Consider the following 26,311-nt stretch of genomic DNA (forward strand, 5'->3'; position numbering starts at 1 on the left):
GCGGTCCGGTCTACGCCGGGGTACTTGAACCAGGCAAGAGCGCCACCGCTGTCAACCGGGGGATCGTGACCGGCTCGTGACCAGGCGCGTATGCGCACTACTTCGAGCTACAGCAGCGAGGGGACCTCCGCGGCCGCCACCTCTCGCGCCGCCCTCTCCACCGCGCTGGCCAGCAGGGCCAGGTCCGTGGGGCCGTTGCCCAGTTCGCGGACGGGACGGCGGGTCGGGGGGTCACCCATGCGGTGCCAGTCGAGGGGGACCACCGTGGGGCGCTGGGTGGCGGTGCGGGGGATGCGGCCGGTCACCCGGCCCCCCTGGAAGGGGGATATGCGGCCGTCGGCGCAAGCCAGCCGCCCGCGCCCGGGGGCCGGTTCGTCGGGGCCGGAGGACGGCGCGTCCAGGGTGACGCGCAGGGTGGCCCGGCGGGACGGTTCCGTCTCCGCAGTGCGGCCGCCGGGGCCGGTCGCCGCCACCAGGTGGACGCCGAGCCGCTCGCCCTCCTTGGCCACCGCCTCCAGCGCGCGTATGACCGACCCGGCGGCGGGCCGCCCCGGGGAGCCGAGCGCGGGGGAGACCAGCGCGTCGAGGTCGTCGGCGACCACCACCAGCCGGGGCAGCGGCGGCGCCGCCTCGGTCTGCTGCCGGGAGGATGCCGCCGGCCGCAGCCGCAGCGTCGAACTGGGCGGTGTCTCCAGGTCCCCGGCCCCGGACGCGGCGGGCCGCCCGGCGGGCGTGCGCTGCGCGACGATGCGGCCCGACACCGCGCGGTGCGCGTGCCACTCGGCGAAGTCGGCCCGCCCGAGCAACTCGGCCCGCCGCTTCAGTTCGGCGCTCAGGGACTGGGCGAACTCCCGCATGCGGACGGGGTCGTTGGCGGTGAGGTGGGTGGTGACGTGCGGTATGTCCGTGCAGACCCGCAGGCCCTCGCCGTGCGCGCCGCCGGCGCCGACGCCGTCCCGGCCGTCGATCAGGACGATGCCCAGCCGGTCGGGGCGCTCGGCCGCGGCGAGCGAGGCGACGACCGCGCGCAGCAGTTCCGTACGGCCGCTGCCGGCCGGCCCCTCGATCAGCAGGTGCGGTCCGTCGGCGACCAGGTCGGCGGTGAGCGGGCCGCGTGGCCCGGCACCGAGCACGGCCCAGGCCCGCCCGCCGAGCGACTCGGTGTCGTCGGCCGCGTCCGCCCAGCGCGCCATCAGGGAGGCCGGGGTGGCCCGGGCGAGGCCCAGTTCGTCCAGCAGCCGCGCCGACTGGGGCAGCGGTGCCGCCACGCGTGCGTGCCCCTCGCCGATGATGCCGTCCGTCCGCAGCGGCGCCAGCGCCCGCGCGAACCGTTCCGCCCAGGCGAGGGAGACGGCGTCGACGGCGGCGACGGTGCCGGGGCCCACCGGTCCGGCAGGCGCGGCCGGGGTGTCGGTCCGCGCGACACGCATCAGCCGCAGGGCCGTGGCGACATCGCCGCTGAGCAGCGCGACCGCCCCGCAGGCGCGGAACGTGGGCGCCGCCGAGCACGCCGCCTCGTAGGTCTCCGTCACCGGCGAGGCGGGCGAGGCCGGTGCCGTCTCGGCCAGGCACACCACGTGGATCCCGGCCCGCGGCCCCTCCAGCGCCAGCCGTGCCACCGCCTCGCGCAGCGCGGCACCCCCGGGATCGCCGTCCACGACGACCACGGTGTACGGCCCCGGGAAGCCGCCGGTCCGGTCCGCGCCGTCGTCGCCCCGCGCCCAGGAGGGGCGCCGGGCCGGGCGGCGGGGGTCGGTGGCCGGGGCCTGGGCGGACGGACCTGCCGGGCTCGCTGCCTCCGGGTGCGGGCGGTCGGCGGACGCCGTCGGTCCGGGGCGGCTTGCCGGGACCGACGGCCTCCTGCCGGCCTCCTGCCGGGCCGACGGGTCGTCCAGGCGGCGCAGGAGCTCCTCGGTGCGGGCCGCCGCCTGCTCGCGGTCGTAGGCCAGCAGCAGACGGCAGTCCTGGCCGTGCCCGGGGCGTACGTGCGGCAGCCAGCCGAGCCAGGACCACTCGGCGGTGCGCTCCTCCAGCGGGCGGGCGCGGTCCGGGCTGATCAGGACGATTTCCAGCAGGTCTGGGGAGTGCAGCGCGGCCAGCTGGGCCAGCACCGCGCGGGCCAGCCCGGACAGCCGCGCGCGCGGCCCGGCCAGGCCCAGCGCCCCGGCCTCCCGCAGGTCGGCGGTCACCGGTACGACGGGCAGCAGGCCCGAGCCGTCGGGCGCGGCCCGGTCGGCCGTGCCGAGCCGGACCGTGAGCGTCTCCGGATGCCCCGGCCCGCGTTCCCACAGCCGGGGGCCGGGGCCCAGCGCGGTCAGCAGCAGGGCCGCCGGGTCCGGCCAGGTCTCCGGCTGCTGCGGGACACCGGCCGGGGGGAGGGCGGTCTCCTCGGCGCCCTCCTCCTCGTACGCCCGCGGACCGGCCGACGGTTCGCCGCGTCCGCCGGTCAGCCGCCGCGCCCACGCGCCGAGACCTCCCCGCTTGCGGACGCCGGGCGGGACCTCGGTGCCGCGCAGGGGGGTGCCTTTGCGTGCCCCGGGGGGCGGGTCCTGTGCGGCGGCATCGCCGGCCGTGCCCTGCGCCGCGAAGGTCCCGCCCACACCGCCGACGCCGAAGGGACCGGCGTGCGTGGCCTCGCCGTCCCGGCCCTCGATCGCGGGCGCCCCGCCCTGTCCCGGGACGACCGGCTCAAGGGGCCGCTGTCCCTGGGCGCCCGAGGCTCCCCAGTCCGCCGGGCCGTAGGCATGGTGCGTGGCCCCCGAGGACGGCCCGGTGTGTTCCACGCGCGCGTGAGCCGCCGTACCCCCGGGGGCGACCCGCACGCAGCCCTCCCCGTCGGGCACCGTCTCCACTCGCGCCCCGGCTCCCCCGGACGGAGTAAGCCGCAGGGCCGATTCGCCGATCCTCAGCAGCGCTCCCGGAGACAGCCGCACCGGCCGGTCGCCCACGGGCGCGCCGTCCAGCGCGGTGCCGTTGGTGGAGCCCAGGTCGGCGACCGAGACGCGGCCGTCGGCGGCGACCGTGACCGCGCAGTGCAGGCGGGAGACGTCGGGGTCGTCGAGGGGGACGTCGGCGTCGGCGGAGCGGCCTATGGTGACCTGGCCGCCGTGCAGCAGGTGGACTCCGCCCGCGTCCGGGCCCGCGACCACGTGCAACTGGGTCGGGGCGTCGTCGAGTTCCGGGCGCGATTCGGGTTCGGCGGGGGCGCCCAGGGACAGCACGGCGCCGTCGACCAGCGGGGGCTCGCCCAGAGTGCTGCGGCCGGCGTCCAGCCGCTCCGCTCCGGCGTACAGCACCACCGGGGCGCTGCCGGCCTCCCGGCCCCCGTCGCCCGCGACCGCCGAGGCCAGCGCCGACGCCACCGCGGCCAGTGCCGTGCCCGCGGGCGCCGTGACCAGCACGTCGCGGCTCGCGGCGCGGCCCCGCTGCGGGGACGGGCCCAGCGGATCTACGACGGTCAGCCGGATCTGCATCGCCGTCAGCGGTCCCTTCTGCGCGGGCGGCGCGGACTTCCCCCACCCCACACGAGCACGTCGGCCAGTACTGCAGGCATCCTCGCACCTGCCACTGACAACGCGCCCGCATCCCGGCACCAAGTGATCTTGATTGGTCACCTCTGCCCCTAAAAATGCCTGACCAGTAACGTGCCGGCGATCACTTGAGATCGGTCACGTCCGGACCGGGCAACCAGCGGACCGAGGCGAGCGTCTTTCCTTCGAACATGCTCGGGAACGCTTACGTAGTGCCTTCGGGGACGGCACTACAGTGGGTCGGTACCAGGTAAGCAAGCAGCAGGGAGCGCATGACGTGCGGCCGGTAGGCAGCAAGTACCTGCTCGAGGAGCCGCTCGGACGCGGCGCCACGGGCACCGTCTGGCGAGCCCGCCAGCGTGAGACCGCGGGCGCCGAGGCGGCCGTGCCCGGCCAGCCCGGTGAGACCGTCGCGATCAAGGTCCTCAAGGAGGAGCTGGCCGGCGACCCCGACGTCGTCATGCGGTTCCTCAGGGAGCGGTCCGTCCTGCTCCGGCTCACCCACCCGAACATCGTGCGGGTGCGCGACCTGGTGGTCGAGGGCGATCTGCTGGCGCTGGTCATGGACCTCGTCGAAGGCCCCGACCTGCACCGCTACCTGCGCGAGAACGGCCCCTTCACACCCGTCGCCGCCGCGCTGCTGACCGCGCAGATCGCCGACGCGCTCGCCGCCAGCCACGCCGACGGGGTCGTCCACCGCGACCTCAAGCCCGCCAACGTGCTGCTCCAGCAGTACGAAGGACAGATGCACCCGCTGCTGACCGACTTCGGCATCGCCCGCCTGGCCGACTCCCCGGGCCTGACCCGCACCCACGAGTTCGTCGGCACGCCCGCGTACGTCGCCCCCGAGAGCGCCGAGGGCCGCCCGCAGACCTCCGCCGTCGACATCTACGGCGCCGGCATCCTGCTCTACGAGCTGGTCACCGGCCACCCGCCGTTCTCCGGCGGCTCCGCCCTGGAGGTCCTGCACCAGCACCTCAGCGCCGAGCCGCGCCGCCCGTCCACGGTCCCCGACCCGCTCTGGACGGTCATAGAACGCTGCCTGCGCAAGAACCCGGACGAACGGCCCAGCGCCGAGAACCTCGCGCGCGGCCTGCGCGTCGTCGCCGAGGGCATCGGCGTGCACGCCAACAGCGCGCAGATCGCCGCCGCCGAGGGCGTCGGGGCCCTGCTCGTCCCCGACCCGGCACCGGCCGCCGTACCGGGCGCGCCCGGGGCCGCCGACCCCACGCAGGTGCTGCCCACGGGCTCGGCGCCCGGAGCGTACGACCCGAACGCGGCGACCAGCGTCCTGCCCCACACCGGCGGCCCGGCGGGCGCGGCCGACCCCACCGCCGTCCTGCCGAACACCGGGGCCGCCGACCCGACCGCCGTCATGCCGCCGGTGCCGCCCGGCCAGCAGCCGCCCGAGCAGCCGCACCCCTGGCAGACCCAGCTGCGCGCCGCCCGTGACCGCAACGAGCAGACGCAGGTCCAGTACCTGGACCCGAACGAGGACCCGCTGCGCCGCCGCCCGCAGCGCCAGGTGGCCCGGCCGCAGCAGCAGCCGCGCCAGCAGCAGCCCCGTCAGCAGCAGCCGCAGCAGCGCCCGGCCCGGCAGCGTCCGCAGCAGGGGCCGCCGCCCGGGTACGGCCATCCGCAGCAGCAACAGCCGCAGCAGTACGCCCCGCCGCAGCACCAGCAGCCGCAGCGGTACGCGCCGCCCGCCCCGGCACAGCCCCAGCGGCCCGCGCGGGAGCCGCGGCAGCGCAGCGCCAACCCGATGAAGATCCCCGGGCTCGGCTGCCTCAAGGGGTGCCTGTTCACGATCGTCATCCTGTTCGTCGCGGGCTGGCTGATCTGGGAGCTCAGCCCCCTGCAGGACTGGATCGGGACGGGCCGGGGCTACTGGCAGGAGCTGAGCCACTGGGTCGGCACGGCGAGCAAGTGGGTCAAGGAGCTCGGGGGCGGTTCCGCCGGTAACTGAGCGCCGGACCGATCGCCGGGTGGGTCGTCATGTTGGGGATTTGTCGACATCTGGCGGGTGATTTCCGTCTCCGCGGTGAAGGTTGGCTCCCCGGACGCGTAGTTTTAACGACAACACGCGTCTGTAGGAGCAGCCTTGGCACGGAAGATCGGCAGCCGGTACACCGCCCACCAGATCCTGGGGCGGGGCAGCGCCGGCACGGTGTGGCTGGGTGAGGGTCCGGACGGGCCCGTCGCCATCAAGCTGCTGCGCGAGGATCTCGCGTCCGACCAGGAACTCGTCGGCCGCTTCGTCCAGGAGCGCACGGCCCTGCTCGGCCTGGAGCACCCGAACGTCGTGTCGGTGCGCGACCTCGTGGTCGACGGCAACGACCTCGCGCTCGTCATGGACCTGGTCCGGGGCACGGACCTGCGCACCCGGCTGGAGCGTGAGCGGCGGCTGGCGCCCGAAGCGGCCGTGGCCATCGTGGCCGACGTCGCGGACGGGCTGGCCGCGGCGCACGCGGCCGGGATCGTGCACCGGGACGTCAAGCCGGAGAACGTGCTGCTGGACATGCAGGGGCCGCTCGGCCCCGGCGGTGCGCATCCGGCGCTGCTGACGGACTTCGGCGTGGCCAAGCTGATCGACTCGCCGAAGCGGAGCCGGGCCACGAAGATCATCGGGACGCCGGACTATCTGGCCCCGGAGATCGTGGAGGGCCTGCCGCCGCGCGCCTCGGTCGACATCTACGCCCTCGCGACGGTGCTGTACGAGCTGCTGGCGGGCTTCACCCCCTTCGGGGGCGGACATCCCGGGGCCGTACTGCGACGGCACGTGACCGAGACGGTCGTCCCGCTGCCCGGGATCCCCGAGGAGCTGTGGCAGCTGCTCGTGCAGTGCCTGGCCAAGGCGCCGGCCTCGCGGCTGCGGGCCTCGGAGCTGGCGGCCCGGCTGCGGGAGCAGCTTCCGGTGCTGGCCGGGATGCCGCCGCTGGAGGTGGACGAGCCGGACGCGGAGCCGGCCGAGGACGCGGAGGACGAGCCGTCGGCGCCGGTGGCGGCCGGGAACGGGGAGCACGTGCGGCGGCGGGGGGCGGTGTCGCTGGTCCCCGGGGCCAAGCCGGACTCCAACCGGGACACGCACACGTCGATGCGGGTGCCGGGGCCCGACGAGCTGGCCGGGGGTGCGCGGGGGACGGCCCGGGCGCCGCGCGCGGCCGGGGCCCCCAGGCCCGGGTCGGCGCGGCATCGTGCCGCTGCGCGGCGGCGGAAGGTGACGCTGGGGGTCGTGGGGGTGGCGGTCGCGGCGGCGGTCGGGGTCGGGGCGTGGCTGGCGACGTCGGGGGACGACGCGGGGGCGACTCCGCGCGAGACCCACAGCTCGGGCACGCCCTGACGCGTGACCCGGGGCGCCGCCAGGAGCCCCGCTGCCGGCTGGACCCCGCTCGCCCACCGAACCGGTGGACCAAGAAGTGAGCCCACCCGGGGGCTCCGCCCCAGGCCCCGGCGGGGACCGCGTCGCCTGCACCCCTCGCGGGGCTCCGCCCCTGCGCCCTCGGCACTCCCCCGTTGGCGGAGCCGTTACGCTGGAGGCGTGGCAGTCGTCGATGTATCCGAAGAGCTCAAGTCCCTCTCCTCGACCATGGAGTCGATCGAGGCCGTTCTGGACCTCGACAAGCTGAGGGCAGACATCGCCGTGCTCGAGGAGCAGGCGGCCGCGCCGTCCCTGTGGGACAACCCGGACGAGGCGCAGAAGATCACCAGCAAGCTCTCCCACCTCCAGGCCGAGGTCAGGAAGGCGGAGGCGCTGCGCGGGCGGATCGACGATCTCGCCGTGCTGTTCGAGATGGCCGAGGAGGAGGACGACCCGGACACCCGCGCCGAGGCCGAGTCCGAGCTCGCCGCCGTCAAGAAGGCGCTGGACGAGATGGAGGTCCGGACGCTGCTCAGCGGTGAGTACGACTCCCGTGAGGCGCTGGTCAACATCCGCGCCGAGGCCGGTGGCGTGGACGCCGCCGACTTCGCCGAGAAGCTCCAGCGCATGTACCTGCGCTGGGCCGAGCAGCGTGGGTACAAGACCGAGGTCTACGAGACGTCGTACGCCGAAGAGGCGGGCATCAAGTCCACCACCTTCGCCGTGCAGGTTCCCTACGCCTACGGCACCCTCTCCGTCGAGCAGGGCACGCACCGGCTCGTGCGCATCTCGCCCTACGACAACCAGGGGCGCCGCCAGACCTCCTTCGCGGGTGTGGAAGTGCTTCCCGTCGTCGAGCAGTCCGACCACGTCGAGATCGACGAGTCCGAGCTGCGGATCGACGTCTACCGGTCCTCCGGGCCCGGCGGTCAGGGCGTCAACACCACCGACTCCGCCGTCCGCATCACACACCTCCCCACCGGCATCGTCGTCTCCTGCCAGAACGAGCGGTCGCAGATCCAGAACAAGGCCACCGCGATGAACGTCCTCCAGGCCAAGCTGCTCGAGCGGCGCCGGCAGGAGGAGCAGGCCAAGATGGACGCCCTCAAGGGCGACGGCGGCAACTCCTGGGGCAACCAGATGCGGTCGTACGTGCTGCACCCGTACCAGATGGTCAAGGACCTGCGGACGGACTACGAGGTCGGCAACCCGGAGGCCGTGTTCAACGGTGAGATCGACGGGTTCCTCGAGGCCGGCATTCGCTGGCGCAAGCAGCAAGAGAAGTAACTTTGTCGACATGACAACTGCCGCCCACGAGGCGGCAGTTGCTGTTTTGTCTGGGTTATACATCACACTCACACGCTGCAACTCCCGGCATACAACCCACCATGGGACATTGCGTACGCAACGGCCTTGACGTTGCTTTGAAAAATGGGAAGGGTGAAGCGTGGCATGCGTAATCTCTGGGGCGCATGTGAACCGGGGGGCTACACCACAGCTGTCTCCGTCGATCACGGCCCCGAGCGCCGCCTCATGACGATCAGCTACTGGGGGTAGCAACCATATGACCAAGAAGACGCGGATCCGGATCGCGCGGATCGCCGCCGGTGCCGTGATCGCCGCCGGTGCCTCGCTGACCGCCGCGGGCGCCGCCTCCGCCACGGAGTCCGACGACTGCGTGCTCGGCGTTCTGTGCGCCGACGAGAGCCCGACCCCGGACCCGACCGACCCGGCGACGACGCCGCCGGTCCCGACCCAGCTCCCGACCGACCCGGCCACGCCGACGGTGATTCCGACCGACGAACCGACGGACCCGACCGAGGAGCCGACCGAGCCCACCGAGGACCCGGACCCGACGACGGCTCAGCCCTCCGACCCCACCGCCACCTCGGACCCCACCCAGGGCGGCGGCAGCGGCCACGGCGGCAACAACGCCGACCCGGACGGCGGCTCCGGCACCTCCGCCCAGGAGGAGGGCTCCTCCACCCTCACCGACACCGGCTCGGACACCGCGTCCTCCGGTGCCCAGGCCCAGGGCAGCGGTGACGAGCTCGCCGAGACCGGTGCCGGCCAGACCGCGTTCCTGATCGTCGGCGCCGCCACCATGATCGCCGGTGGCGTCGGCTTCCGCGTCCTGCCGCGCCTCGTGGGCGGCCGGGGCGGTGCGGCTGCCTGACGGTAGCCGTATGAGTGCCGAGCGTACTCATCCCGTACGCTGAAGGGCCCGGAGCGTGTCGCTCCGGGCCCTTCAGGCGTACTCGGCAGGCCTTACGCGGTCTGGTGCGCCAGCAGCGCCACCGCGGCGATCAGCACCGCCAGCAGCGCGATCAGCGCCATCGGGTTCAGTCCCGCGAAGAAGTTGTCCTGCTGCAGTCGCTCGCGGTTGGCGCGGCACACAGGGCACCGGCCCTCGTTCACGGGCGCCGCGCAGTTCGCGCACACCAACCGGTCGTACGTCATGCGCTCGCCCTCCTTGCACCGGCCATCACGAGTACAACGTCTGCGGAACCGAGAACGTTCCCCCTCCACTGTGCCAGGTTCCGGCGATTCCTGCGGGGCCGGAGCGAAGGCCCGGCTGATGACCCGGGGAAACATCACCCGGCACAAAAAGGCACAAGCCTCTCACAACCTCGACCGGCGACTGCGCTTCCACACCCGGTTCGCGTATGGTCACGCTCATCTACCCCCGGCGACCCGTGGTGCATCCGTGATCCGATTCGACAACGTCTCCAAGGTCTACCCCAAGCAGACCCGCCCCGCCCTCAGGGATGTCTCTCTCGAGGTGGAGAAGGGCGAGTTCGTGTTCCTCGTGGGGTCCTCCGGCTCCGGAAAGTCCACCTTCCTGCGGCTGATCCTCCGCGAGGAGCGGGCCAGTCACGGCCAGGTGCACGTCCTGGGCAAGGACCTCGCGCGCCTCTCCAACTGGAAGGTCCCGCACATGCGGCGCCAGTTGGGGACGGTGTTCCAGGACTTCCGGCTCCTGCCGAACAAGACGGTCGCGGAGAACGTGGCCTTCGCGCAGGAGGTCATCGGCAAGTCGCGCGGCGAGATCCGCAAGTCCGTGCCGCAGGTGCTCGACCTGGTCGGGCTCGGCGGCAAGGAGGACCGCATGCCGGGTGAGCTGTCCGGCGGTGAGCAGCAGCGCGTGGCCATCGCCCGGGCCTTCGTCAACCGGCCCAAGCTGCTGATCGCCGACGAGCCCACCGGCAACCTCGACCCGCAGACCTCCGTCGGCATCATGAAGCTGCTCGACCGGATCAACCGCACCGGCACGACCGTCCTGATGGCCACGCACGACCAGAACATCGTGGACCAGATGCGCAAGCGCGTCATCGAGCTGGAGAAGGGCCGCCTCGTCCGCGACCAGGCACGCGGCGTCTACGGCTACCAGCACTGACGATCCCCAGGGTCCTGGATCCACGGAAAGGCTTAACCAGACGCCATGCGCGCCCAGTTCGTACTGTCGGAGATCGGTGTGGGTCTCCGCCGCAACCTCACGATGACCTTCGCCGTCATCGTCTCCGTCGCCCTGTCCCTGGCCCTGTTCGGCGGCTCGCTGCTGATGAGCGACCAGGTCAGCACCATGAAGGGCTACTGGTACGACAAGGTCAACGTCTCGATCTTCCTCTGCAACAAGAGCGACGCCGAGTCCGACCCCAACTGCGCCAAGGGCGCGGTGACCGAGGACCAGAAGAAGCAGATCCTCGCCGACCTGAAGAAGATGTCGGTCGTCGAGACGGTGACGTACGAGTCGCAGGACCAGGCCTACAAGCACTACAAGGAGCAGTTCGGCGACTCCCCGCTGGCCAGTTCGCTCACCCCGGACCAGATGCAGGAGTCGTACCGGATCAAGCTCAAGGACCCGCAGAAGTACCAGGTCATCGCGACCGCCTTCGACGGGCGCGAGGGCGTGCAGTCGGTGCAGGATCAAAAGGGCATTCTGGATAATCTGTTCGGGCTGCTGAACGGCATGAACTGGGCCGCCCGGATGGTGATGGCGCTGATGCTGGTGGTCGCGCTGATGCTGATCGTCAACACCGTGCGCGTGTCCGCGTTCAGCCGTCGCCGTGAGACCGGGATCATGCGGCTCGTCGGCGCCTCCGGCTTCTACATCCAGGCGCCGTTCATCGCCGAGGCCGCGGTCGCCGGACTGATCGGCGGCACGGTGGCCTGCGGGTTCCTGGTCGTCGCCCGGTACTTCATCATCGACCACGGCCTGGCCCTGTCGCAGAAGCTGAACCTGATCAACTTCATCGGCTGGGACGCCGTACTGACGAAACTCCCGCTCATTCTCGCCACGAGCCTGCTGATGCCGTCGCTGGCCGCGTTCTTCGCGCTGCGCAAGTACCTGAAGGTGTGACGTACACCAAGAGGGCCGTGCGGTCAACGGACCGTACGGCCCTTCGCGTTGTCCTAGACTCACCCGCATGTCAGGCCGCGACCTGTTCTGCCAGCCCCGCCGCATCGGCCGCGGGGCCGCCCTGACATTGGTCTTCGCCGGTGTGCTGGTCGCCGGCGCCGCCACCGGCGCCCTCTCCGACGGCGATCACTCCGGCCGCAGGTCCGCACAGGGCACGGCCCGTACGGCCATCCACCACGAGGATGTCCAGAAAGCCGCCGCCGAGGCCATGGCCGACGGCAAGTCCCCCATGGAGGCCGCCGAGCGGGCCGTCAGCCGCAGCGGGGACCGCTGGGGCGCCGTCTACTCGGAGGGCGAGTACGAGGAGTTCCGGGAAGCCCTCGACGGCGAGTACACCGGCGTCGGCCTGTGGGCGCGACGCGAGCGCGACGGGCGGATCGAGATCACCAAGGTCCAGTCGGGTTCGCCCGCGGCCGCCGCCGGGATCCGCAAGGGCGACCGGCTGTGCAGCGTCGACGGGCGGAAGGTCGACGGGCGTCCGGTCACCGAGGTGGTCTCCTTGCTGCGCGGCGACGCCCAGGACGCGCCGGCCGGCACCACCGTCCGGCTCGGCCTGGAGCGCGGCGCACGCGCGTGGAGCGAGACACTGCGCCGGGCCCGCCTCTCCACCGACTCCGTCACCGTCCGCCGGCTCGCCGACGGAGCCACCGTCATCAGGATCGCCGCCTTCACCAAGGGCTCCGGCGACGCCGTTCGTACCGCCGTGCGTCAGGCCCCGGCCGACGGCGGGATCATCCTCGACCTGCGCGGCAACTCCGGCGGCCTGGTCGCCGAGGCCGTCACCGCGGCCTCCGCGTTCCTCGACGGCGGCCTGGTCGCCACCTACGACGTCGACGGTGAGCAGCGCGCCCTGCATGCCGAGCCCGGCGGCGGCACCGCCCGGCCCCTGGTCGCCCTCGTCGACGGCGGCACGATGAGCGCGGCCGAGATGCTCACCGGCGCCCTCCAGGACCGCGGCCGCGCGGTCGTCATCGGCTCCCGCACCTTCGGCAAGGGCTCGGTCCAGATGCCGAGCGAGCTGCCCGACGGCTCCGTCGCCGAGCTGACCGTCGGCCACTACCGCACCCCCTCCGGCCGCGCCGTCGACGGCCGGGGTGTCACGCCCGACCTGGAGGCGGGGCAGGACGCGGTCCAGCGCGCGGAGACGGTGCTCAGCGGCCTGGGCGACCCGTCGTAAACCGCTTCCCGCGGACCCCCTCCGTAGTGCGAAAATGGACGGCACTATGGCTAAGGAAAAAGGGCGCAAGCTGATCGCGCAGAACAAGAAGGCGCGGCACGACTACCTCATCATCGACACCTACGAGGCCGGTCTGGTGCTCATGGGGACAGAGGTGAAGTCGCTGCGCCAGGGACGGGCCTCGCTGGTCGACGGCTTCGTGCAGCTGGACGGTCACGAGGCGTGGCTGCACAACGTGCACGTGCCCGAGTACAGCCAGGGCACCTGGACCAACCACAGCGCCCGCCGCAAGCGCAAGCTCCTGCTGCACCGGGAGGAGATCGAGAAGCTGGAGTCCAAGTCCCAGGAGACGGGTCACACGATCGTGCCCCTCTCGCTGTACTTCAAGGACGGCCGCGCCAAGATCGAGATCGCGCTGGCGAAGGGCAAGAAGGAGTACGACAAGCGGCAGACCCTGCGGGAGAAGCAGGACCGGCGGGAGACGGACCGCGCGATGGCGGCGGTGCGGCGCAAGCAGCGCGGCTAGGACAGGCCCGGGCCGCCGGCCGGGCGGGAATAGGCTGGCATCGACCCGCGTTGGTCACGTACGATGGCACCTGCACCGCACAGCAGGTGCGCAGATTGAAAAATCAACATGGGGATGATCGGTTTCGACAGCGGATGTCGAAGCAGGGGAAGCGTGTCGAGGAAGCGGCCATGATCTCGTAAACCACAGGCCGAAAACAATAATCGCCAACACCAAGCGCGATTCCTCCCACTTCGCTCTCGCTGCCTGATAAGCAGCTAGCGAAGCTCTCACGGGAGTGTCAGCCCGGGGCTGTTCCCGACCCGGATCCTGGCATCAGCTAGGGGACTAAACCTCGATCCCGGTCACGGGGTGAAGAGGGAAACCAAACAGTGACTGAGCCCGTCGGAGACTTGTCCGCGTGATCTCCGGGGCCGAGAAAAGCGAAGCGGACTGCACACGGAGAAGCCCTGGTTCCACACCGTTGGACGCGGGTTCGATTCCCGCCATCTCCACTTCATCCCATGTGGGCAAGGCCTCGTCGCGTTCGTGCGGCGGGGCCTTCGTCGTACGGGGTTGTGGTACTCCATGAGGTCCGGCCCGTCCGAGGATTTCACGACCAGGGGCGCCGTCTTCTGGATCTGCTCTCAGCCCTTCTCCTCGGACTTCACCCTTACGCCCGGGTGCGTGGCCGCGAACTCCCTGACGGCCTCGTTCCAGGCCTGGCCCATCGCGCTGTCGGGCGCCTGGTAGTGCCGGAGCCGGAGCGTCCTGCCGTCGGGCGCACCGCTGTCCGAGTCGCCGCAGGACGTCAGGAGCAGTGATCCGGAGAGGATCACCGCCGCGGCCGCCACACGCCGTCGTGCCCACGTCCAGTGCCTCCAGGGAAGTCGGAGTCGCATGGTTCTCGGGGGGTCACGCAGCGCTGATCGAATCGATTCAATACGTGACGCCGAAGCGCGTCGACGGGGAAAGCGGGTGAGGGCTTTGAGCGCGTCAATGGGTCTGACGGGAATTGCGGCAAGCGGTTCGACGGAGTGACCAGGACCAACGGACGCCGTTCGCGGCGGAGTTGATCAGCAGGGCCGTGCCGGCCGCCGCGACCGGCGCCGCGAAGGCGGTCGCGGGTGAGGTGTGCTCCGCGGCCCAGCCGCCGGCCGCCGAGCCGCCGGCTATGCCGGTGAGCAGGGCGGTGACGACGAGGCTCATGCCCTCGTTGAGGCGGTCCTCGGGGGTACGGTCCTGGACCAGCGTCATCGCGGTCACCATCGTCGGAGCGGTCGCCATGCCCGCCGCGAGCAGGGCCGCCGCCAGCGCCCAGAGGGATCCTGCCGTACATGCGGCGAGCAGCGGCAGGGACATCAGCGCGGCCATGGCCAGCAGGCACCACGGCAGCCGGCGGTCCGCAGGCCCGTCCGGCTTCCGCGCCCCGTACAGCAGGCCCGCCGCGCACGATCCCGCCGCCTGGAGCGCGAGGACGGCTCCGGCCGCCGAACGGTGGCCCTGCGCGTCGGCGTACGCGATCGTGACGACCTCCATCGAGCCGAACACCGCGCCGGTGGCGACGAAGCAGGCCAGCAGCGGCGGAATGCCGCGGGTACGCAGCGGCGAAGCGGCCTTCGAACGCGCCCGGGGCGGCGGCTCGGTCGCCCGCTGCGCGGTGAACAGCAGCATCCCGGCGAGCAGCAGCCCCGCACCGGCCAGCGTGCCCGCCTCCGGGAAGAGTGTGCCGGTCAGGAAGGACGCCAGGACCGGGCCGAGCATGAAGCACAGCTCGTCGGCGGCCTGCTCGAAGGAGTTCGCGGTGTGCAGGGCGGCCGGGTCGTCCCGCAACAGGTGGGCCCAGCGGGCCCGGGACATGCCGCCGATGTTGGGAGTGGTCGCGGTGGCGGCGTACGCGGCGAACAGGGTCCAGTCCGGGGCGCCCAGGCGCACGCACAGCAGCAGGGCGAGGCCGCCCAGCACGGCGGTCACCGTGGCCGGTACGGCGACCCGGGCCTGCCCGTACCGGTCGACGAGCCGGGCGACCCAGGGTCCGGCCAGCGCCGTCGCCGCCAGGCCGGTCGCGGTGACGGCGCCGGCAAGCGCGTACGAGCCCCGCGACCCGGCGATCATGACGACCGCGCTCACGCCGAACATGCCCACCGGCAGGCGGGCGATCAGGTTGCCGGCGGTGAAGGCGCGGGTGCCGGGGCGGGCGAAGAGACGACGGTAGGGGCCGAGTCGAGCGGACGCGGGAGCTTCTTCAACGGTTGGCTGCGGCATGGCCCTACCGTCACCCGAAGTGGATCAAGGGGTCCAACACCTTCTCCGTACCGATTCACGCACCGCCGTTGTAAGTTCACACGGTGCCCACTCCCGCCCACCTCGACCCCCGTCTCCTCCGCGCATTCGTCACCGTCGCCGAGGAACTGCACTTCACCCGCGCCGCGGCCCGCCTGTACGTCGCCCAGCAGGCCCTCAGCCGGGACGTGCGGCGGCTGGAGCGGGAGCTGGGCGCCGAGCTGCTCGTCCGGACCACCCGGCAGGTCGCGCTGAGCGCCGACGGCGAGCGCCTGCTGCCGCACGCCCGCCGCGTCCTCGCCGCACAGGACGACCTGCTCGCCGCCTTCGGGCAAGCCCGCCCCCTCCTGGTCGACCTCAACTCCCCGGGTCTGGTCACCGGCCGCCGCGTGCTCCACCGGGCCCGGGAACTCGCCCCCGACTGCGAGCTGATGGCCCGCTACGAGAGCGGACTCACGGGAGCGGCGGCCGAACTGCTCGCCGGGCGCCTGGACGCGTCGTTCGGCAGGTTCGCGGGGCTGGACCCGGCGCTGCGGGCCGGGCTGGAGCACCAGCTCGTGCGGTACGAGCCGATGGCGCTCGTGCTGCCCGAGGACCACCGGCTGGCGTCGCTGGAGGCGGTGCCGCTGGACGCGCTGGCGGGCGAGACCGTGTACGCCGGTGCGGGAAACCCGCGCACGCCGGAGTGGACCGACCTCGCGCACCGCCTCTTCGACGGACGCGGCATCGAGGTCGCGCCACCCGCGCCGCTGGCCGTGGGGGTGGAGGAGTTCGAGCGGCTCATGGCCAAGACCGGGAACCCGGTCCTCGCGGTGACCGACTTCCCGGCGCTGCCGCGGACGGTGGTGCGGCCGCTCGTCGATCCCGTCCCGCTGTCACCCGTGTCGCTGGTGTGGCGCAGCGGACTGGCGCACCCCGCGTTCGACGCGGTTCGGCGAGCCGCGGCGGAACTCGCCGTGGAACAGGGGTGGTTGCGCCGACCCGAAAGGGCATGGATTCCCGCCATCGATGACTCGGTCAATTCTGTTCACCATTGAAACTTCGGAAGTTCCGAACCCGCGCGGGCGCTACGTCCGGGGCCGCCGAGCACGGTGAGACAGAGGGGGACGGACGCTTTGCAGGGCCAACGCGCCTTGTCTCTGCGCGTGTTGCAATGTCACAGGACTGCTGCGATGGCGGATCGGAGCAGTTCGCTCTGGTGTGCCCACCGGAGACCTCGATACCGTATCGGCTGCTTCACAGACCCCGAACGCCCCACCAGGAGCCCACCGTGACCCCCCGCCCCCGCCTGCTCACGACAGCCGCCGCCGGTGCGATGGCCGTGCTTCTCCTTGCTGGTTGCGGTGGGGGTGGGGGCGGCGGCTCGAAGCCGAACGACAAGATCGCGGGGGCGGATACGGGGGGCTCGGCGTCGGCTTCGCCGAGTGCGAGCGGGAGGGCTGAGGAGGGGCGGCCGAAGATCGAGTTGCCGTCCGACTTGTCGTACACCTTTGACTGGCCTCAGGCGGGTGAAAAGGACAAGGACGCGGTTCTGGCGGACAGCGAGCAGTCCATCAAGGCGGTGGACCTCGCGATCGTGAAGCAGGATCCGCTCGACAAGGCGTACCGGTTCTACTACGAGGGTGAGGCAGCGGCCCAGACGCAGCAGTTCATCCAGGCGTACGTCAAGGCGAAGGCTCGGACGACTGGTAGCTACCGCTATTACGACCCGGTCGTGAACGTCAGTGGTTCCAGCAGTGCGTCACTCGTGTACTGCGAGGACCAGAGCAAGGCCTATGACCTCTACTTGAAGAGCAAGAAGGTCGACAAGACACCGGTCACCAAGAACAGCTATGTCCTGTATAGCACCCAGCTTCACAAGAACGACAAGGGCGTCTGGGTCGTCGAGAAGCTTCTTTCAGTGAGGGGGAGCTCCAAGTGTCAGCCCTGATTGCCAGTTCACGATCGCTCATCGTGTTGTCGCTGGTCGGCTCAATCCTTACGGGCGCCGCGCCTGCCATGGCTGACAACAAGATCGGCGGCGGCGCGCAGACTCCTCCTCCGCCCGGTCAAAAGACCTCAGGCGGAGTCAACGACAGCACCCTGAACTCGACCGTCGGCGTCATTGTCTACGACCGCTCCAAGAACGGCTCCGGCGACTCGGTGGGCCCAGTCACCTCCAGCACCTCCTGGACCCCGCCGGCCTGCTGGTACGCGCCGAAGTACACCCCTGCCCAGCTCAAGGCATACCTGGAGCCGATCTGGGAGGCGGATTCCACCGGTGCCCAGTGGGACGCCGAGCAGCGGGACCGGTACGTAAACGGTCACCCGTACAAGGACTTCAACGAGGACAAGGCCGGCGAGGGCTATTGGTGGAGCTCCTACGTCAACGAGGACTTCCCGCCCGGCTGGGACAAGTGCGACAAACCCATCTTCTGGGTCGACAAGGGTGACCCCCCGCCGGCGAACATCGAGAACGCCGTCACCCCGAAGATCCTCGCCGAACTCGCCTACAAGGAGATCCGCGTCCCCGGCACGAAGGTGACGCTGGCACCCGCCGACAAGACGAAGGTCAACCTCCCGACCTGGGCCTGGCTCGACGGAGCCAAGTTCAAGCCGGTCTCCGTCACTGCCTCGATCCCGGTGCTAGGCATCTCCGCGACGACCACCGCCGAACCGGTCTCCCTCAAGATCGACCCTGGCACGACGGACGCGACGACCTATCCGGCGTCCGGCGTCTGCGAGATCAAGAACGGTTCCATCGGCGAGCCCTACGCCAAGGGCAGGTCCGACGAGACCCCACCCTGCGGAGTGAAGTACCTGCGTTCCTCGGGCACCGGCTCCTACCCGCTCAAGGCCACCATCACCTGGAAGATCCACTGGACGGGCACGGGCAACACAGGCGGCAACCTGCCCGACGGAACCTTCGGCGCAACCCAGGATGTCGTGGTGCAGGAGATCCAGGCGGTCAATCGCTGAGCCGGGGCGCGCTGCCCTCAGGGCGGGCCCTGCCGTGGGCTGCGTTGCGGGCCCGGGTCATGGGGAAGCCGATGCCCAGGACCGGCGAGCCCGGTGCGGTGCGCTGTGTGCCGGTTCGTGGTGATCCTTCTCCAGTACTCCCCGTCCTGGCGGGAACTCCCGGGCCGACCGGCCCGCTGGGGCAAGCTGGTGACCCTGTCCAACAAGCGCGCGGTCACCGTCTACCTGTGGCACAACATGCTGATCACGGCGACGGTGCCGGTCATCGGCCAGGCGTACGACCTCCCGTTCATGCGGAGCGACCACGCGGTGGCGGTGCTGGACGCCACGTAATGCTCTGGATGTTCCTCCTGGTCTGGCCGTTGATCGGCCTGACGATCGTCGCCTTCGGCTGGGTCGAGGACATCGCGGCGAAGCGGAGCCCGAGGTTGTGGCCGAACGGTGCGCGGCGGGCGGGATGTCGGCGAAGGCCCTGACACGGGGCGGCAGTTGGCGTGCGCGGGAATGGGAACGCGCTTGCGTGTGGCGGGCGGGGTGGTGAATGTTGGGGACGTGTGGGGCGGGTGATGCACGGCATCCGCTGTCCGCCCGCCGACGCGACCCAAGGAGTGACAACCGCAGATGACGCAGCCTCCCGGCTGGCCGCCGCAGGGCGGTTACGGAGCCCCGCAGCAGCCGCAGCAGCCGCCGTACCCGGGCCCGTACGCGCCGCAGCCCCCCGCCCAGGCCCCCGGGCAGGTCCCCGGGCAGGTCCCCAACCCGTACGCGGCCCAGCCCGCGTACGGCGGGGGCCAGTACGGCGCGTACCCGCCCCCACCGCCGGAGAGCGGCGGCCGCAACAAGCGAAAGCCGGCCCTCGTCGTGGCCGGCGCCGTCGCGGCCGTGGCGCTGATCGGCGGCGGCATCTACCTCGCCACGAGCGATGGCGGCAGCAACGGCAACAACAAGCCGCTGGCCCACGTGAGCGAGTCCGTCGACCCCAGCGCGTCCTCGTCACCCACGGACGCCACGGAGGGCCCGGAGGACCCGAGCGAGGAGGAGTCCTCCCCCGCATCCGACGACGCAACCGCCACGGCCCCCGCCACGGGCTTCCAGGGACAGTGGCAGGACGACGACAACAAGACCCTCACCATCGGCGAGGAGTACACGGCCGGGGACTACAAGGGCAAACACCCCCTCTCCTACATCGACGCCGGCGGCAAGGGCATCCTCACCGGCCTGGGCGTGGACCGCGGCGACGGCACCTTCCGCCTCGTCCTCAGCCCGATGAGCACCAAGAGCGCCAAGGAGGACGACTACGTCGCGGCGACGCTGACGCGGTCGGGGGGCAGCGTGGACATCGAGTGGGATGACGGGGGGAGTGACACGTTGGCGTATGTGGGGGAGTAGGGCCGGCACCCTCAAGGGCTTTGCAGGGCCAACGCGCCTTGTCTCTGCGCGTGTTGCAATGTCACAGGACTGCTGCGATGGCGGATCGGAGCAGTTCGCTCTGGTGTGCCCACCGGAGACCTCGATACCGTATCGGCTGCTTCACAGACCCCGAACGCCCCACCAGGAGCCCACCGTGACCCCCCGCCCCCGCCTGCTCACGACAGCCGCCGCCGGTGCGATGGCCGTGCTTCTCCTTGCTGGTTGCGGTGGGGGTGGGGGCGGCGGCTCGAAGCCGAACGACAAGATCGCGGGGGCGGATACGGGGGGCTCGGCGTCGGCTTCGCCGAGTGCGAGCGGGAGGGCTGAGGAGGGGCGGCCGAAGATCGAGTTGCCGTCCGACTTGTCGTACACCTTTGACTGGCCTCAAACGGGTGAAAAGGACAAGGACGCGGTTCTGGCGGACAGCGAGCAGTCCATCAAGGCGGTGGACCTCGCGATCGTGAAGCAGGATCCGCTCGACAAGGCGTACCGGTTCTACTACGAGGGTGAGGCAGCGGCCCAGACGCAGCAGTTCATCCAGGCGTACGTCAAGGCGAAGGCTCGGACGACTGGTAGCTACCGCTATTACGACCCGGTCGTGAACGTCAGTGGTTCCAGCAGTGCGTCACTCGTGTACTGCGAGGACCAGAGCAAGGCCTATGACCTCTACTTGAAGACCAAGAAGGTCGACAAGACACCGGTCACCAAGAACAGCTATGTCCTGTATAGCACCCAGCTTCACAAGAACGACAAGGGCGTCTGGGTCGTCGAGAAGCTTCTTTCAGTGAGGGGGAGCTCCAAGTGCCTGCCCTGAGTGCCAGTTCACGATCGCTGATCGTGTTGTCGCTGGTCGGCTCGATCCTTACGGGCGCCGCGCCTGCCATGGCTGACAACAAGATCGGCGGCGGCGCGCAGACTCCTCCTCCGCCCGGTCAAAAGACCTCAGGCGGAGTCAACGACAGCACCCTGAACTCGACCGTCGGCGTCATCGTCTACGACCGCTCCAAGAACGGCTCCGGCGACTCGGTGGGCCCAGTCACGTCCAGCACCTCCCGGACCCCGCCGGCCTGCTGGTACGCGCCGAAGTACACCCCTGCCCAGCTCAAGGCAACCCTCGAGCCGATCTGGGAAGCGGATTCGACGGGTTACCAGTGGGACGCCGAGCAGCGGGACCGGTACGTAAACGGTCACCCGTACAAGGACTTCAATGAGGACAAGGCCGGCGAGGGCTATTGGTGGAGCTCCTACGTCAACGAGGACTTCCCGCCCGGCTGGGACAAGTGCGACAAACCCATCTTCTGGGTCGACAAGGGTGACCCCCCGCCGGCGAACATCGAGAACGCCGTCACCCCGAAGATCCTCGCCGAACTCGCCTACAACGAGGTCCGCGTCCCCGGCACGAAGGTGACGCTGGCACCCGCCGACAAGACGAAGGTCAACCTCCCGACCTGGGCCTGGCTCGACGGTGCCAAGTTCAAGCCGGTCTCCGTCACTGCCTCGATCCCGGTGCTGGGTATCTCTGCGACGACGACCGCCGAACCGGTCTCCCTGAAGATCGATCCGGGGACGCCGGACGCGGAGACGTACCCGGCGTCGGGTGTTTGCGAGATCAAGGGCGGCACCATCGGAGAGGCCTACGCCAAGGGCAGGTCCGACGAGACCCCACCCTGCGGAGTGAAGTACCTGCGCTCATCGGGCACCGGCTCCTACCCGCTCAAGGCCACCATCACCTGGAAGATCCACTGGACGGGCACGGGCAACACAGGCGGCAACCTGCCCGACGGAACCTTCGGCGCAACCCAGGATGTCGTGGTGCAGGAGATCCAGGCGGTCAATCGCTGAGCAGGGGCGCGCTGCCCTCAGGGCGGTTCCACGTTGCCGTGAGGGCCGCCCGCTTCTCGTCGATTGTCGTGCTTGCGCGAGCCGAGTAAAGGGCGCTTCCGCTCCGCTGCGCTGCGCTCTCGCGTCGGCTTCGCCGATGGCCCTTCGGGCCACCCTTGACTCGGCTCGCTCCAGCACGGGGGAGAAGCGAGCGGGCGGCCCGGGGAGAGCGGGGGGCCGGGGCAGGTCTTCCCTTGGGTGAGCTGCGATGCTGAAGGGCTTGGGGGCGCGGTCGCGTCTCGCCTGCACGCCGGGTCGGCTTGGCGGCGAGCGCTGAGTGGGGGTGGGGCTTGGGGTTGGGTGCGCGCTGGGTGGGTGGGGGCACGCCAGGAAGGCTTAGCGGCTGACGGCTGACGGCCGGTGGGCGGGTGGGGGTGGAGGGGGCCAGGGGCGTCACATCAGCCTCACCGGCCTCATCAGCCACGGTTGGCGAGCAATTGGAAGATATGGACCAGGGGGGTGGCAAAAGCGCAGGTCGGCGGGTTCGGGTGTGGCCCATATCTTCCAATTGCGGGGGACCCCGGTGCAATCCGCCATCCTCACCTGGCGTGCCGCCCCAGCCCGCTGCGCACCACTCATGCACCGTTGGCCGCCAAGCTCCCCGGCGTGCTGCCAGTCACCCAGCGCGCACCGCACCACTCATGCACCGTTGGCCGCCAAGCCCCCCGGCGTGCCGCCCCAGCCCGCTGCGCACCACTCATGCACCGTTGGCCGCCAAGCTCCCCGGCGTGCTGCCACTCACCCAGCGCGCACCGCACCACTCATGCACCGTTGGCCGCCAAGCTCCCCGGCGTGCTGCCAGTCACCCAGCGCGCACCGCACCACTCATGCTGCGTGCCGCCGCTCACCCAGCGCGCACCGCACCACTCATGCACCGTTGGCCGCCAAACTCCCCCGGCGTGCAGGCGAGGTGCGCCCGCGCCCCCATCCCTGACCGGCGACGCAGCCCACGCAAGGGAAGGCCTGCCTCGGCCCCCCGCTTTCCCGGGCCGCTCGCTCGCTTCTCCCCCGTGCTGGAGCGGCCCGGGTCAAGGGTCGGCCGCAGGCCGATCGCCGAAGGCGTCGCGTAGCGCCCTTGAGGCGGGCCGTGGAAGCACGACAATGACCAAGAAGCGAGTGGCCCCTACGGTCACTTCTCGATCGGGGTTCGGTCAGGTCCCAGTCTCAGTCCTGAGCAGCCCCCGGAATCTCCCTCACCGGCGGTCTTCCGGCAGAGTGAGAGCAACGTTCCCTTCCGGTCACCCACAGCCACAGGGCGGAAACGCGCCCTCCCTACCTTCGGGCTCAGTGAGTAGTTGCAGAGCGAGCACCCGGAGCACCGTGGAGGCGTCATGACAGCCACTGGTACAGCCCCCGCCCCGCGCGGCAGGGGCGGCCGTTGGATCGAACAGTGGGACCCGGAGGACGAGACGTTCTGGAAGGAGGGCGGGGAGAAGATCGCCCGGCGGAACCTCTTCTTCTCCGTCCTGTCCGAGCACATCGGGTTCTCGGTCTGGACCCTGTGGTCCGTGCTCGTCCTGTTCATGGGCCCCGAGTACGGGCTGACCCCGGCCGACAAATTCCTGCTGACGTCCATGGTCACGCTCGTCGGTGCCGTCGTCCGCGTGCCCTACACCTTCGCCGTCGCCGTCTTCGGCGGGCGGAACTGGACGATCATCTCGGCGAGCCTGCTGCTCATCCCGACCATCGCAGCGTTCACCGTGATGAAGCCGGGGACGTCGTTCGATACTTTCCTCCTGGTCGGTCTGCTCGCGGGTATCGGCGGCGGTAACTTCGCCTCGTCCATGACCAACATCAACGCGTTCTTCCCGCTCAGGAAGAAGGGGTGGGCGCTCGGGCTGAACGCCGGTGGCGGCAATATCGGTGTGCCGGTCATCCAGCTGGCCGCCCTCGCGATCATCGGCGCGAGCGGCGGGCCGCGCGTGCTGCTCGGGATCTACATCCCGCTGATCGTCGTCGCCGCGACCCTCGCCGCGCTCTTCATGGACAACCTCGCCTCCGTGAAGAACGACACCGGCGCCGCCAAGGACGCCGCGAAGGACGCCCACACCTGGATCATGTCCGTCCTCTACATCGGGACGTTCGGGTCGTTCATCGGCTACAGCTTCGCCTTCGGGCAGGTGCTCACCAACCAGTTCGGGCGGACCCCGCTGCAGGCCGCCTACCTCACCTTCATCGGCCCGCTGCTCGGCTCGCTCATCCGGCCCGTCGGCGGCTGGCTCGCCGACCGGTACGGCGGCGCGAAGATCACCCTGTGGAACTACGTCGCCATGGCCGCCGCCACCGCCGTCCTGGTCGGGGCCAGCATGCAGAAGTCGCTGCCGCTGTTCGTGGCCGTGTTCGTGGTGCTGTTCGTGCTCAGCGGGCTCGGCAACGGGTCGACGTTCAAGATGATCCCCGGCATCTTCCAGACCAAGGCACTCGCCAAGGGGCTGGAGGGCGAGGCGGCGGCGGCCTACGGGCGGCGGCTGTCCGGGGCCTCCATGGGCCTCATCGGCGCCGTCGGCGCGCTCGGCGGTGTGGGCATCAACCTCGCCTTCCGGCAGTCCTTCCTCTCCTACGGCTCCGGCACCGGCGCGTTCGTCGCCTTCCTCGCCTACTACGGCCTCTGCTTCGCGGTCACTTGGGCCGTATACCTTCGCCGCTCGGCCGGCCGGACCCGGGCTGCGGCAGCCGCCGAGGCGAAGCCGCAGCTCAGCTACGCCGAGGTGTGACGTAACACCAGCGACATCAACCCGAACCGAGCCTGTCACGCACCGTTGACAGGCTCGTTCGGCATGCAGGTCAGCTAGGAGAGCCATGTACGACGAAAAGCAGCGACCGGACCCCGGCCAGCACGGCCCCCTCGCCGGGTTCACCGTGGGTGTGACGGCCGCGCGCCGGGCCGAAGAGCTCGGAGCGCTGCTCCAGCGGCGCGGTGCGGCGGTGGTGCACGCGCCTGCCCTGCGCATCGTGCCGCTTTCCGACGACGGGGAACTCCTCGCCGCCACCAAGGAGATCATCGACCAGGTGCCGGACGTGGTGGTCGCCACCACCGCGATCGGCTTCCGGGGGTGGATCGAGGCCGCCGACGGGTGGGGTCTCGGCGAGAGCCTGCTCGGGCGGCTGCGCGGGGTGGAGCTGCTGGCGCGCGGGCCCAAGGTCAAGGGCGCGATACGGGCCGCCGGGCTCACCGAGGAGTGGTCGCCGTCCAGCGAGTCCATGGCCGAGGTGCTGGACCGGTTGCTGGAGGAGGGCGTCGACGGACGCCGGATCGCCGTACAGCTGCACGGTGAGCCGCTGCCCGGGTTCGTGGAGGCGCTGCGGGCCGGGGGAGCGGAGGTGGTCGGCGTGCCGGTGTACCGGTGGATGCCGCCGGAGGACATCGGGCCCGTCGACCGGCTGCTGGACGCGGCCGTCTCGCGCGGCCTGGACGCGCTGACCTTCACCAGCGCGCCCGCCGCCGCGTCGCTGCTGTCCCGGGCCGAGGACCGGGGGCTGCTGGGCGAGCTGCTCGCCGCCCTCGGCCACGACGTACTGCCCGCGTGCGTCGGACCGGTCACCGCGCTGCCGCTCCAGGCGCACGGCATCGACACGGTCCAGCCGGAGCGCTTCCGGCTCGGGCCCCTCGTGCAGCTGCTGTGCCAGGAACTGCCCGCCCGGGCGCGGGCGTTGCCGATCGCCGGGCACCGGGTGGAGATCCGCGGGCATGCGGTGCTGGTGGACGGCGACCTGAAGCCCGTACCGCCGGCCGGGATGTCACTGCTGCGGGCGCTGTCGCGGCGGCCGGGTTGGGTGGTGGCCCGGTCGGAGCTGCTGCGGGCTCTGCCGGGCGCGGGCCGTGACGAGCACGCGGTGGAGACGGCCATGGCCCGGCTGCGTACGGCACTCGGGGCGCCGAAGCTGATCCAGACCGTGGTCAAGCGCGGGTACCGGCTGGCGCTGGACCCGGCGTCGGACGCGAAGTACGCGGACGTGTGACGGACATCCCACCGGTAAGGGAGAAGAGCCGCCGAGACACCGCCGGTATGAGGGGTTCCGGCTCCGCAAGCGGGCAGGCACTGTGGGAGGGGGAACGGTTCCCCAGCCCAAGGGCGGTGACAGGCGCATGGCACTGGGTACGGCCACGGTCCGGTACGAGCTGCGGTTCGACGCGGGGCGGATCTGCCTGGATCTCCTCTCCACCGCCCACCCTGGGGAACGGCTCGCCTCCGTAGCACCGCTGCGCGCCTGGATCATCGGCTCGGGCCTCGTTCCGCCCGGCACCCCGCTGGCGCACGCCGACGCCTCCTGGCTCGCGGGCTTTCGCGAACTGCGCGGGGACATAGAACAGTTGGTGCGCGGCGGTTCCGCGGACGACGCGCGGCCGTACGACCTCGTGCTCGCCCGCCTCAACGAGACCGCCCGGCCCGCGCCCCCGGCCCCGCGCGCGGTGCGCGACGAAAGTGGCGCATTCGTACGCGAGTTGGACGGCCCGCCGCGCTGCGCGGCGCTGCTCGCGGCCGTCGCCCGGGACGCCGTGGAGCTGCTGACCGATCCGGTCGCGCGGGCGGCCGTGCGGGAGTGCGAGGGCGACAACTGCCCGATCCTGTACCTGGACACCTCCCGCGGACGGCGCAGGCGATGGTGTTCGAGCGAGGTCTGCGGGAACCGGGAGCGGGTGGCACGGCACCGTCGGAGGGCGGCTGTCGCCCGAGGGTGATTGTCCGTTACATTACTTCCGCGTACTGGGCCCCGGTCTGGCGTCGAAGTGATTTCGACAACACCGCGTTTGCCTCCGTCGCCGCCCGGGCAGCTCCGGCCCCCTCGG

Annotated in this window: 20 protein-coding genes, 1 other RNA gene and 2 pseudogenes; 19 read left to right on the forward strand and 4 right to left on the reverse strand. The window is 71.3% G+C overall.

Annotated elements, in window-relative coordinates:
• Positions 1–107: 107 nt before the first annotated feature.
• Positions 108–3,473, reverse strand: a complete 3,366-nt coding sequence (locus tag ACIBBH_RS18100; RefSeq protein ID WP_399405949.1) for an FHA domain-containing protein — start codon at positions 3,471–3,473, stop codon at positions 108–110.
• A gap of 334 nt (positions 3,474–3,807) precedes the next feature.
• Between ACIBBH_RS18100 and ACIBBH_RS18105 the strand changes: the two genes are divergently transcribed.
• The 4 genes from ACIBBH_RS18105 (at position 3,808) to ACIBBH_RS18120 (ending at position 9,064) form a co-directional block, all read left to right on the forward strand.
• Positions 3,808–5,496 carry a serine/threonine-protein kinase gene (locus ACIBBH_RS18105; protein ID WP_399405630.1) on the forward strand — a complete coding sequence of 563 codons (1,689 nt, stop codon included), beginning with the start codon at positions 3,808–3,810 and terminating at the stop codon, positions 5,494–5,496.
• A 135-nt stretch (positions 5,497–5,631) separates the two neighbouring features.
• Positions 5,632–6,870, forward strand: coding sequence for a serine/threonine-protein kinase (locus ACIBBH_RS18110; protein ID WP_399405632.1), 1,239 nt, complete (start codon positions 5,632–5,634; stop codon positions 6,868–6,870).
• A gap of 198 nt (positions 6,871–7,068) precedes the next feature.
• Positions 7,069–8,175 carry a peptide chain release factor 2 gene (gene prfB, locus ACIBBH_RS18115; RefSeq protein WP_399405634.1) on the forward strand — a complete coding sequence of 369 codons (1,107 nt, stop codon included), beginning with the start codon at positions 7,069–7,071 and terminating at the stop codon, positions 8,173–8,175.
• Positions 8,176–8,452: 277 nt separating this feature from the next.
• Entirely contained in the window at positions 8,453–9,064 is a 612-nt protein-coding gene (locus tag ACIBBH_RS18120) for a hypothetical protein (RefSeq protein WP_399405636.1), read from the forward strand.
• A gap of 92 nt (positions 9,065–9,156) precedes the next feature.
• On the opposite strand, the gene ACIBBH_RS18125 is transcribed toward ACIBBH_RS18120, so the two are convergent.
• Entirely contained in the window at positions 9,157–9,348 is a 192-nt protein-coding gene (locus ACIBBH_RS18125; protein ID WP_399405638.1) for a hypothetical protein, read from the reverse strand.
• Positions 9,349–9,595: 247 nt separating this feature from the next.
• Here ACIBBH_RS18125 and ftsE point away from each other — a divergent pair, with 247 nt between their 5' ends.
• The 5 genes from ftsE (at position 9,596) to ssrA (ending at position 13,508) form a co-directional block, all read left to right on the forward strand.
• Positions 9,596–10,285 (forward strand): cell division ATP-binding protein FtsE, encoded by a 690-nt coding sequence (gene ftsE / locus ACIBBH_RS18130; RefSeq protein WP_393866211.1) that lies wholly within the window; start codon positions 9,596–9,598, stop codon positions 10,283–10,285.
• A gap of 45 nt (positions 10,286–10,330) precedes the next feature.
• Positions 10,331–11,248 (forward strand): permease-like cell division protein FtsX, encoded by a 918-nt coding sequence (gene ftsX, locus ACIBBH_RS18135; RefSeq protein ID WP_399405640.1) that lies wholly within the window; start codon positions 10,331–10,333, stop codon positions 11,246–11,248.
• A gap of 67 nt (positions 11,249–11,315) precedes the next feature.
• Positions 11,316–12,485: a S41 family peptidase gene (locus ACIBBH_RS18140; protein WP_399405642.1), complete on the forward strand. Its 1,170-nt coding sequence runs from the start codon at positions 11,316–11,318 to the stop codon at positions 12,483–12,485.
• 46 nt (positions 12,486–12,531) lie between these two features.
• Positions 12,532–13,011 (forward strand): SsrA-binding protein SmpB, encoded by a 480-nt coding sequence (smpB, locus tag ACIBBH_RS18145; protein ID WP_399405644.1) that lies wholly within the window; start codon positions 12,532–12,534, stop codon positions 13,009–13,011.
• A gap of 110 nt (positions 13,012–13,121) precedes the next feature.
• Positions 13,122–13,508, forward strand: a transfer-messenger RNA (tmRNA) gene (gene ssrA, locus ACIBBH_RS18150).
• Between the two features lie 60 nt (positions 13,509–13,568).
• Here the strand turns inward: ssrA and ACIBBH_RS18155 are convergent.
• Both ACIBBH_RS18155 and ACIBBH_RS18160 read right to left on the reverse strand, forming a co-directional pair.
• Positions 13,569–13,892: pseudogene (locus ACIBBH_RS18155) on the reverse strand (carbohydrate ABC transporter substrate-binding protein); the annotation flags it as partial.
• Between the two features lie 94 nt (positions 13,893–13,986).
• Positions 13,987–15,255, reverse strand: coding sequence for an MFS transporter (locus ACIBBH_RS18160; protein ID WP_399405646.1), 1,269 nt, complete (start codon positions 15,253–15,255; stop codon positions 13,987–13,989).
• Positions 15,256–15,338: 83 nt separating this feature from the next.
• Here ACIBBH_RS18160 and ACIBBH_RS18165 point away from each other — a divergent pair, with 83 nt between their 5' ends.
• The 10 genes and pseudogenes from ACIBBH_RS18165 to ACIBBH_RS18210 all read left to right on the forward strand — a co-directional run bounded on the left by ACIBBH_RS18165 (position 15,339) and on the right by ACIBBH_RS18210 (position 26,203).
• The gene (locus tag ACIBBH_RS18165; RefSeq protein WP_399405648.1) at positions 15,339–16,310 is read left to right on the forward strand and encodes a LysR family transcriptional regulator; all 972 of its coding nucleotides are present in this window, start codon (positions 15,339–15,341) and stop codon (positions 16,308–16,310) included.
• A 233-nt stretch (positions 16,311–16,543) separates the two neighbouring features.
• Positions 16,544–17,203, forward strand: coding sequence for a hypothetical protein (locus tag ACIBBH_RS18170; protein ID WP_399405650.1), 660 nt, complete (start codon positions 16,544–16,546; stop codon positions 17,201–17,203).
• A gap of 68 nt (positions 17,204–17,271) precedes the next feature.
• Positions 17,272–18,231 carry a hypothetical protein gene (locus ACIBBH_RS18175; protein WP_399405652.1) on the forward strand — a complete coding sequence of 320 codons (960 nt, stop codon included), beginning with the start codon at positions 17,272–17,274 and terminating at the stop codon, positions 18,229–18,231.
• Positions 18,232–18,345: 114 nt separating this feature from the next.
• Positions 18,346–18,707: pseudogene (locus tag ACIBBH_RS18180) on the forward strand (acyltransferase); the annotation flags it as partial.
• 145 nt (positions 18,708–18,852) lie between these two features.
• Complete coding sequence (locus tag ACIBBH_RS18185; RefSeq protein WP_399405654.1) at positions 18,853–19,620, forward strand: hypothetical protein; 768 nt, start codon at positions 18,853–18,855, stop codon at positions 19,618–19,620.
• 175 nt (positions 19,621–19,795) lie between these two features.
• Positions 19,796–20,455: a hypothetical protein gene (locus ACIBBH_RS18190; RefSeq protein WP_399405656.1), complete on the forward strand. Its 660-nt coding sequence runs from the start codon at positions 19,796–19,798 to the stop codon at positions 20,453–20,455.
• Between the two features lie 68 nt (positions 20,456–20,523).
• On the forward strand, positions 20,524–21,483 hold the full coding sequence (locus ACIBBH_RS18195; protein ID WP_399405658.1) for a hypothetical protein: 960 nt from the start codon (positions 20,524–20,526) through the stop codon (positions 21,481–21,483).
• Between the two features lie 1,370 nt (positions 21,484–22,853).
• Positions 22,854–24,236: a nitrate/nitrite transporter gene (locus ACIBBH_RS18200; protein ID WP_399405660.1), complete on the forward strand. Its 1,383-nt coding sequence runs from the start codon at positions 22,854–22,856 to the stop codon at positions 24,234–24,236.
• Positions 24,237–24,321: 85 nt separating this feature from the next.
• A complete protein-coding gene (locus ACIBBH_RS18205; protein WP_399405662.1) occupies positions 24,322–25,482 on the forward strand; it encodes a uroporphyrinogen-III synthase in 1,161 nt (386 codons plus the stop codon).
• Positions 25,483–25,609: 127 nt separating this feature from the next.
• Entirely contained in the window at positions 25,610–26,203 is a 594-nt protein-coding gene (locus tag ACIBBH_RS18210) for a CGNR zinc finger domain-containing protein (protein WP_399405664.1), read from the forward strand.
• Positions 26,204–26,311 lie beyond the last annotated feature (108 nt).

Source organism: Streptomyces sp. NPDC051636 (assembly GCF_044453765.1).
Taxonomy (GTDB): domain Bacteria; phylum Actinomycetota; class Actinomycetes; order Streptomycetales; family Streptomycetaceae; genus Streptomyces.

Bases quoted from the DNA above. Each gene is read 5' to 3' on its own strand.
- ACIBBH_RS18100 (WP_399405949.1), bottom strand. From the start codon at position 3,473: ATGCAGATCCGGCTGACCGTCGTAGATCCGCTGGGCCCGTCCCCGCAG.
- ACIBBH_RS18120 (WP_399405636.1), top strand. From the start codon at position 8,453: ATGACCAAGAAGACGCGGATCCGGATCGCGCGGATCGCCGCCGGTGCC.
- ACIBBH_RS18125 (WP_399405638.1), bottom strand. From the start codon at position 9,348: ATGACGTACGACCGGTTGGTGTGCGCGAACTGCGCGGCGCCCGTGAAC.
- ftsX (WP_399405640.1), top strand. From the start codon at position 10,331: ATGCGCGCCCAGTTCGTACTGTCGGAGATCGGTGTGGGTCTCCGCCGC.
- ACIBBH_RS18140 (WP_399405642.1), top strand. From the start codon at position 11,316: ATGTCAGGCCGCGACCTGTTCTGCCAGCCCCGCCGCATCGGCCGCGGG.
- smpB (WP_399405644.1), top strand. From the start codon at position 12,532: ATGGCTAAGGAAAAAGGGCGCAAGCTGATCGCGCAGAACAAGAAGGCG.
- ACIBBH_RS18160 (WP_399405646.1), bottom strand. From the start codon at position 15,255: ATGCCGCAGCCAACCGTTGAAGAAGCTCCCGCGTCCGCTCGACTCGGC.
- ACIBBH_RS18175 (WP_399405652.1), top strand. From the start codon at position 17,272: ATGGCTGACAACAAGATCGGCGGCGGCGCGCAGACTCCTCCTCCGCCC.
- ACIBBH_RS18185 (WP_399405654.1), top strand. From the start codon at position 18,853: ATGACGCAGCCTCCCGGCTGGCCGCCGCAGGGCGGTTACGGAGCCCCG.
- ACIBBH_RS18195 (WP_399405658.1), top strand. From the start codon at position 20,524: ATGGCTGACAACAAGATCGGCGGCGGCGCGCAGACTCCTCCTCCGCCC.
- ACIBBH_RS18200 (WP_399405660.1), top strand. From the start codon at position 22,854: ATGACAGCCACTGGTACAGCCCCCGCCCCGCGCGGCAGGGGCGGCCGT.
- ACIBBH_RS18205 (WP_399405662.1), top strand. From the start codon at position 24,322: ATGTACGACGAAAAGCAGCGACCGGACCCCGGCCAGCACGGCCCCCTC.
- ACIBBH_RS18210 (WP_399405664.1), top strand. From the start codon at position 25,610: ATGGCACTGGGTACGGCCACGGTCCGGTACGAGCTGCGGTTCGACGCG.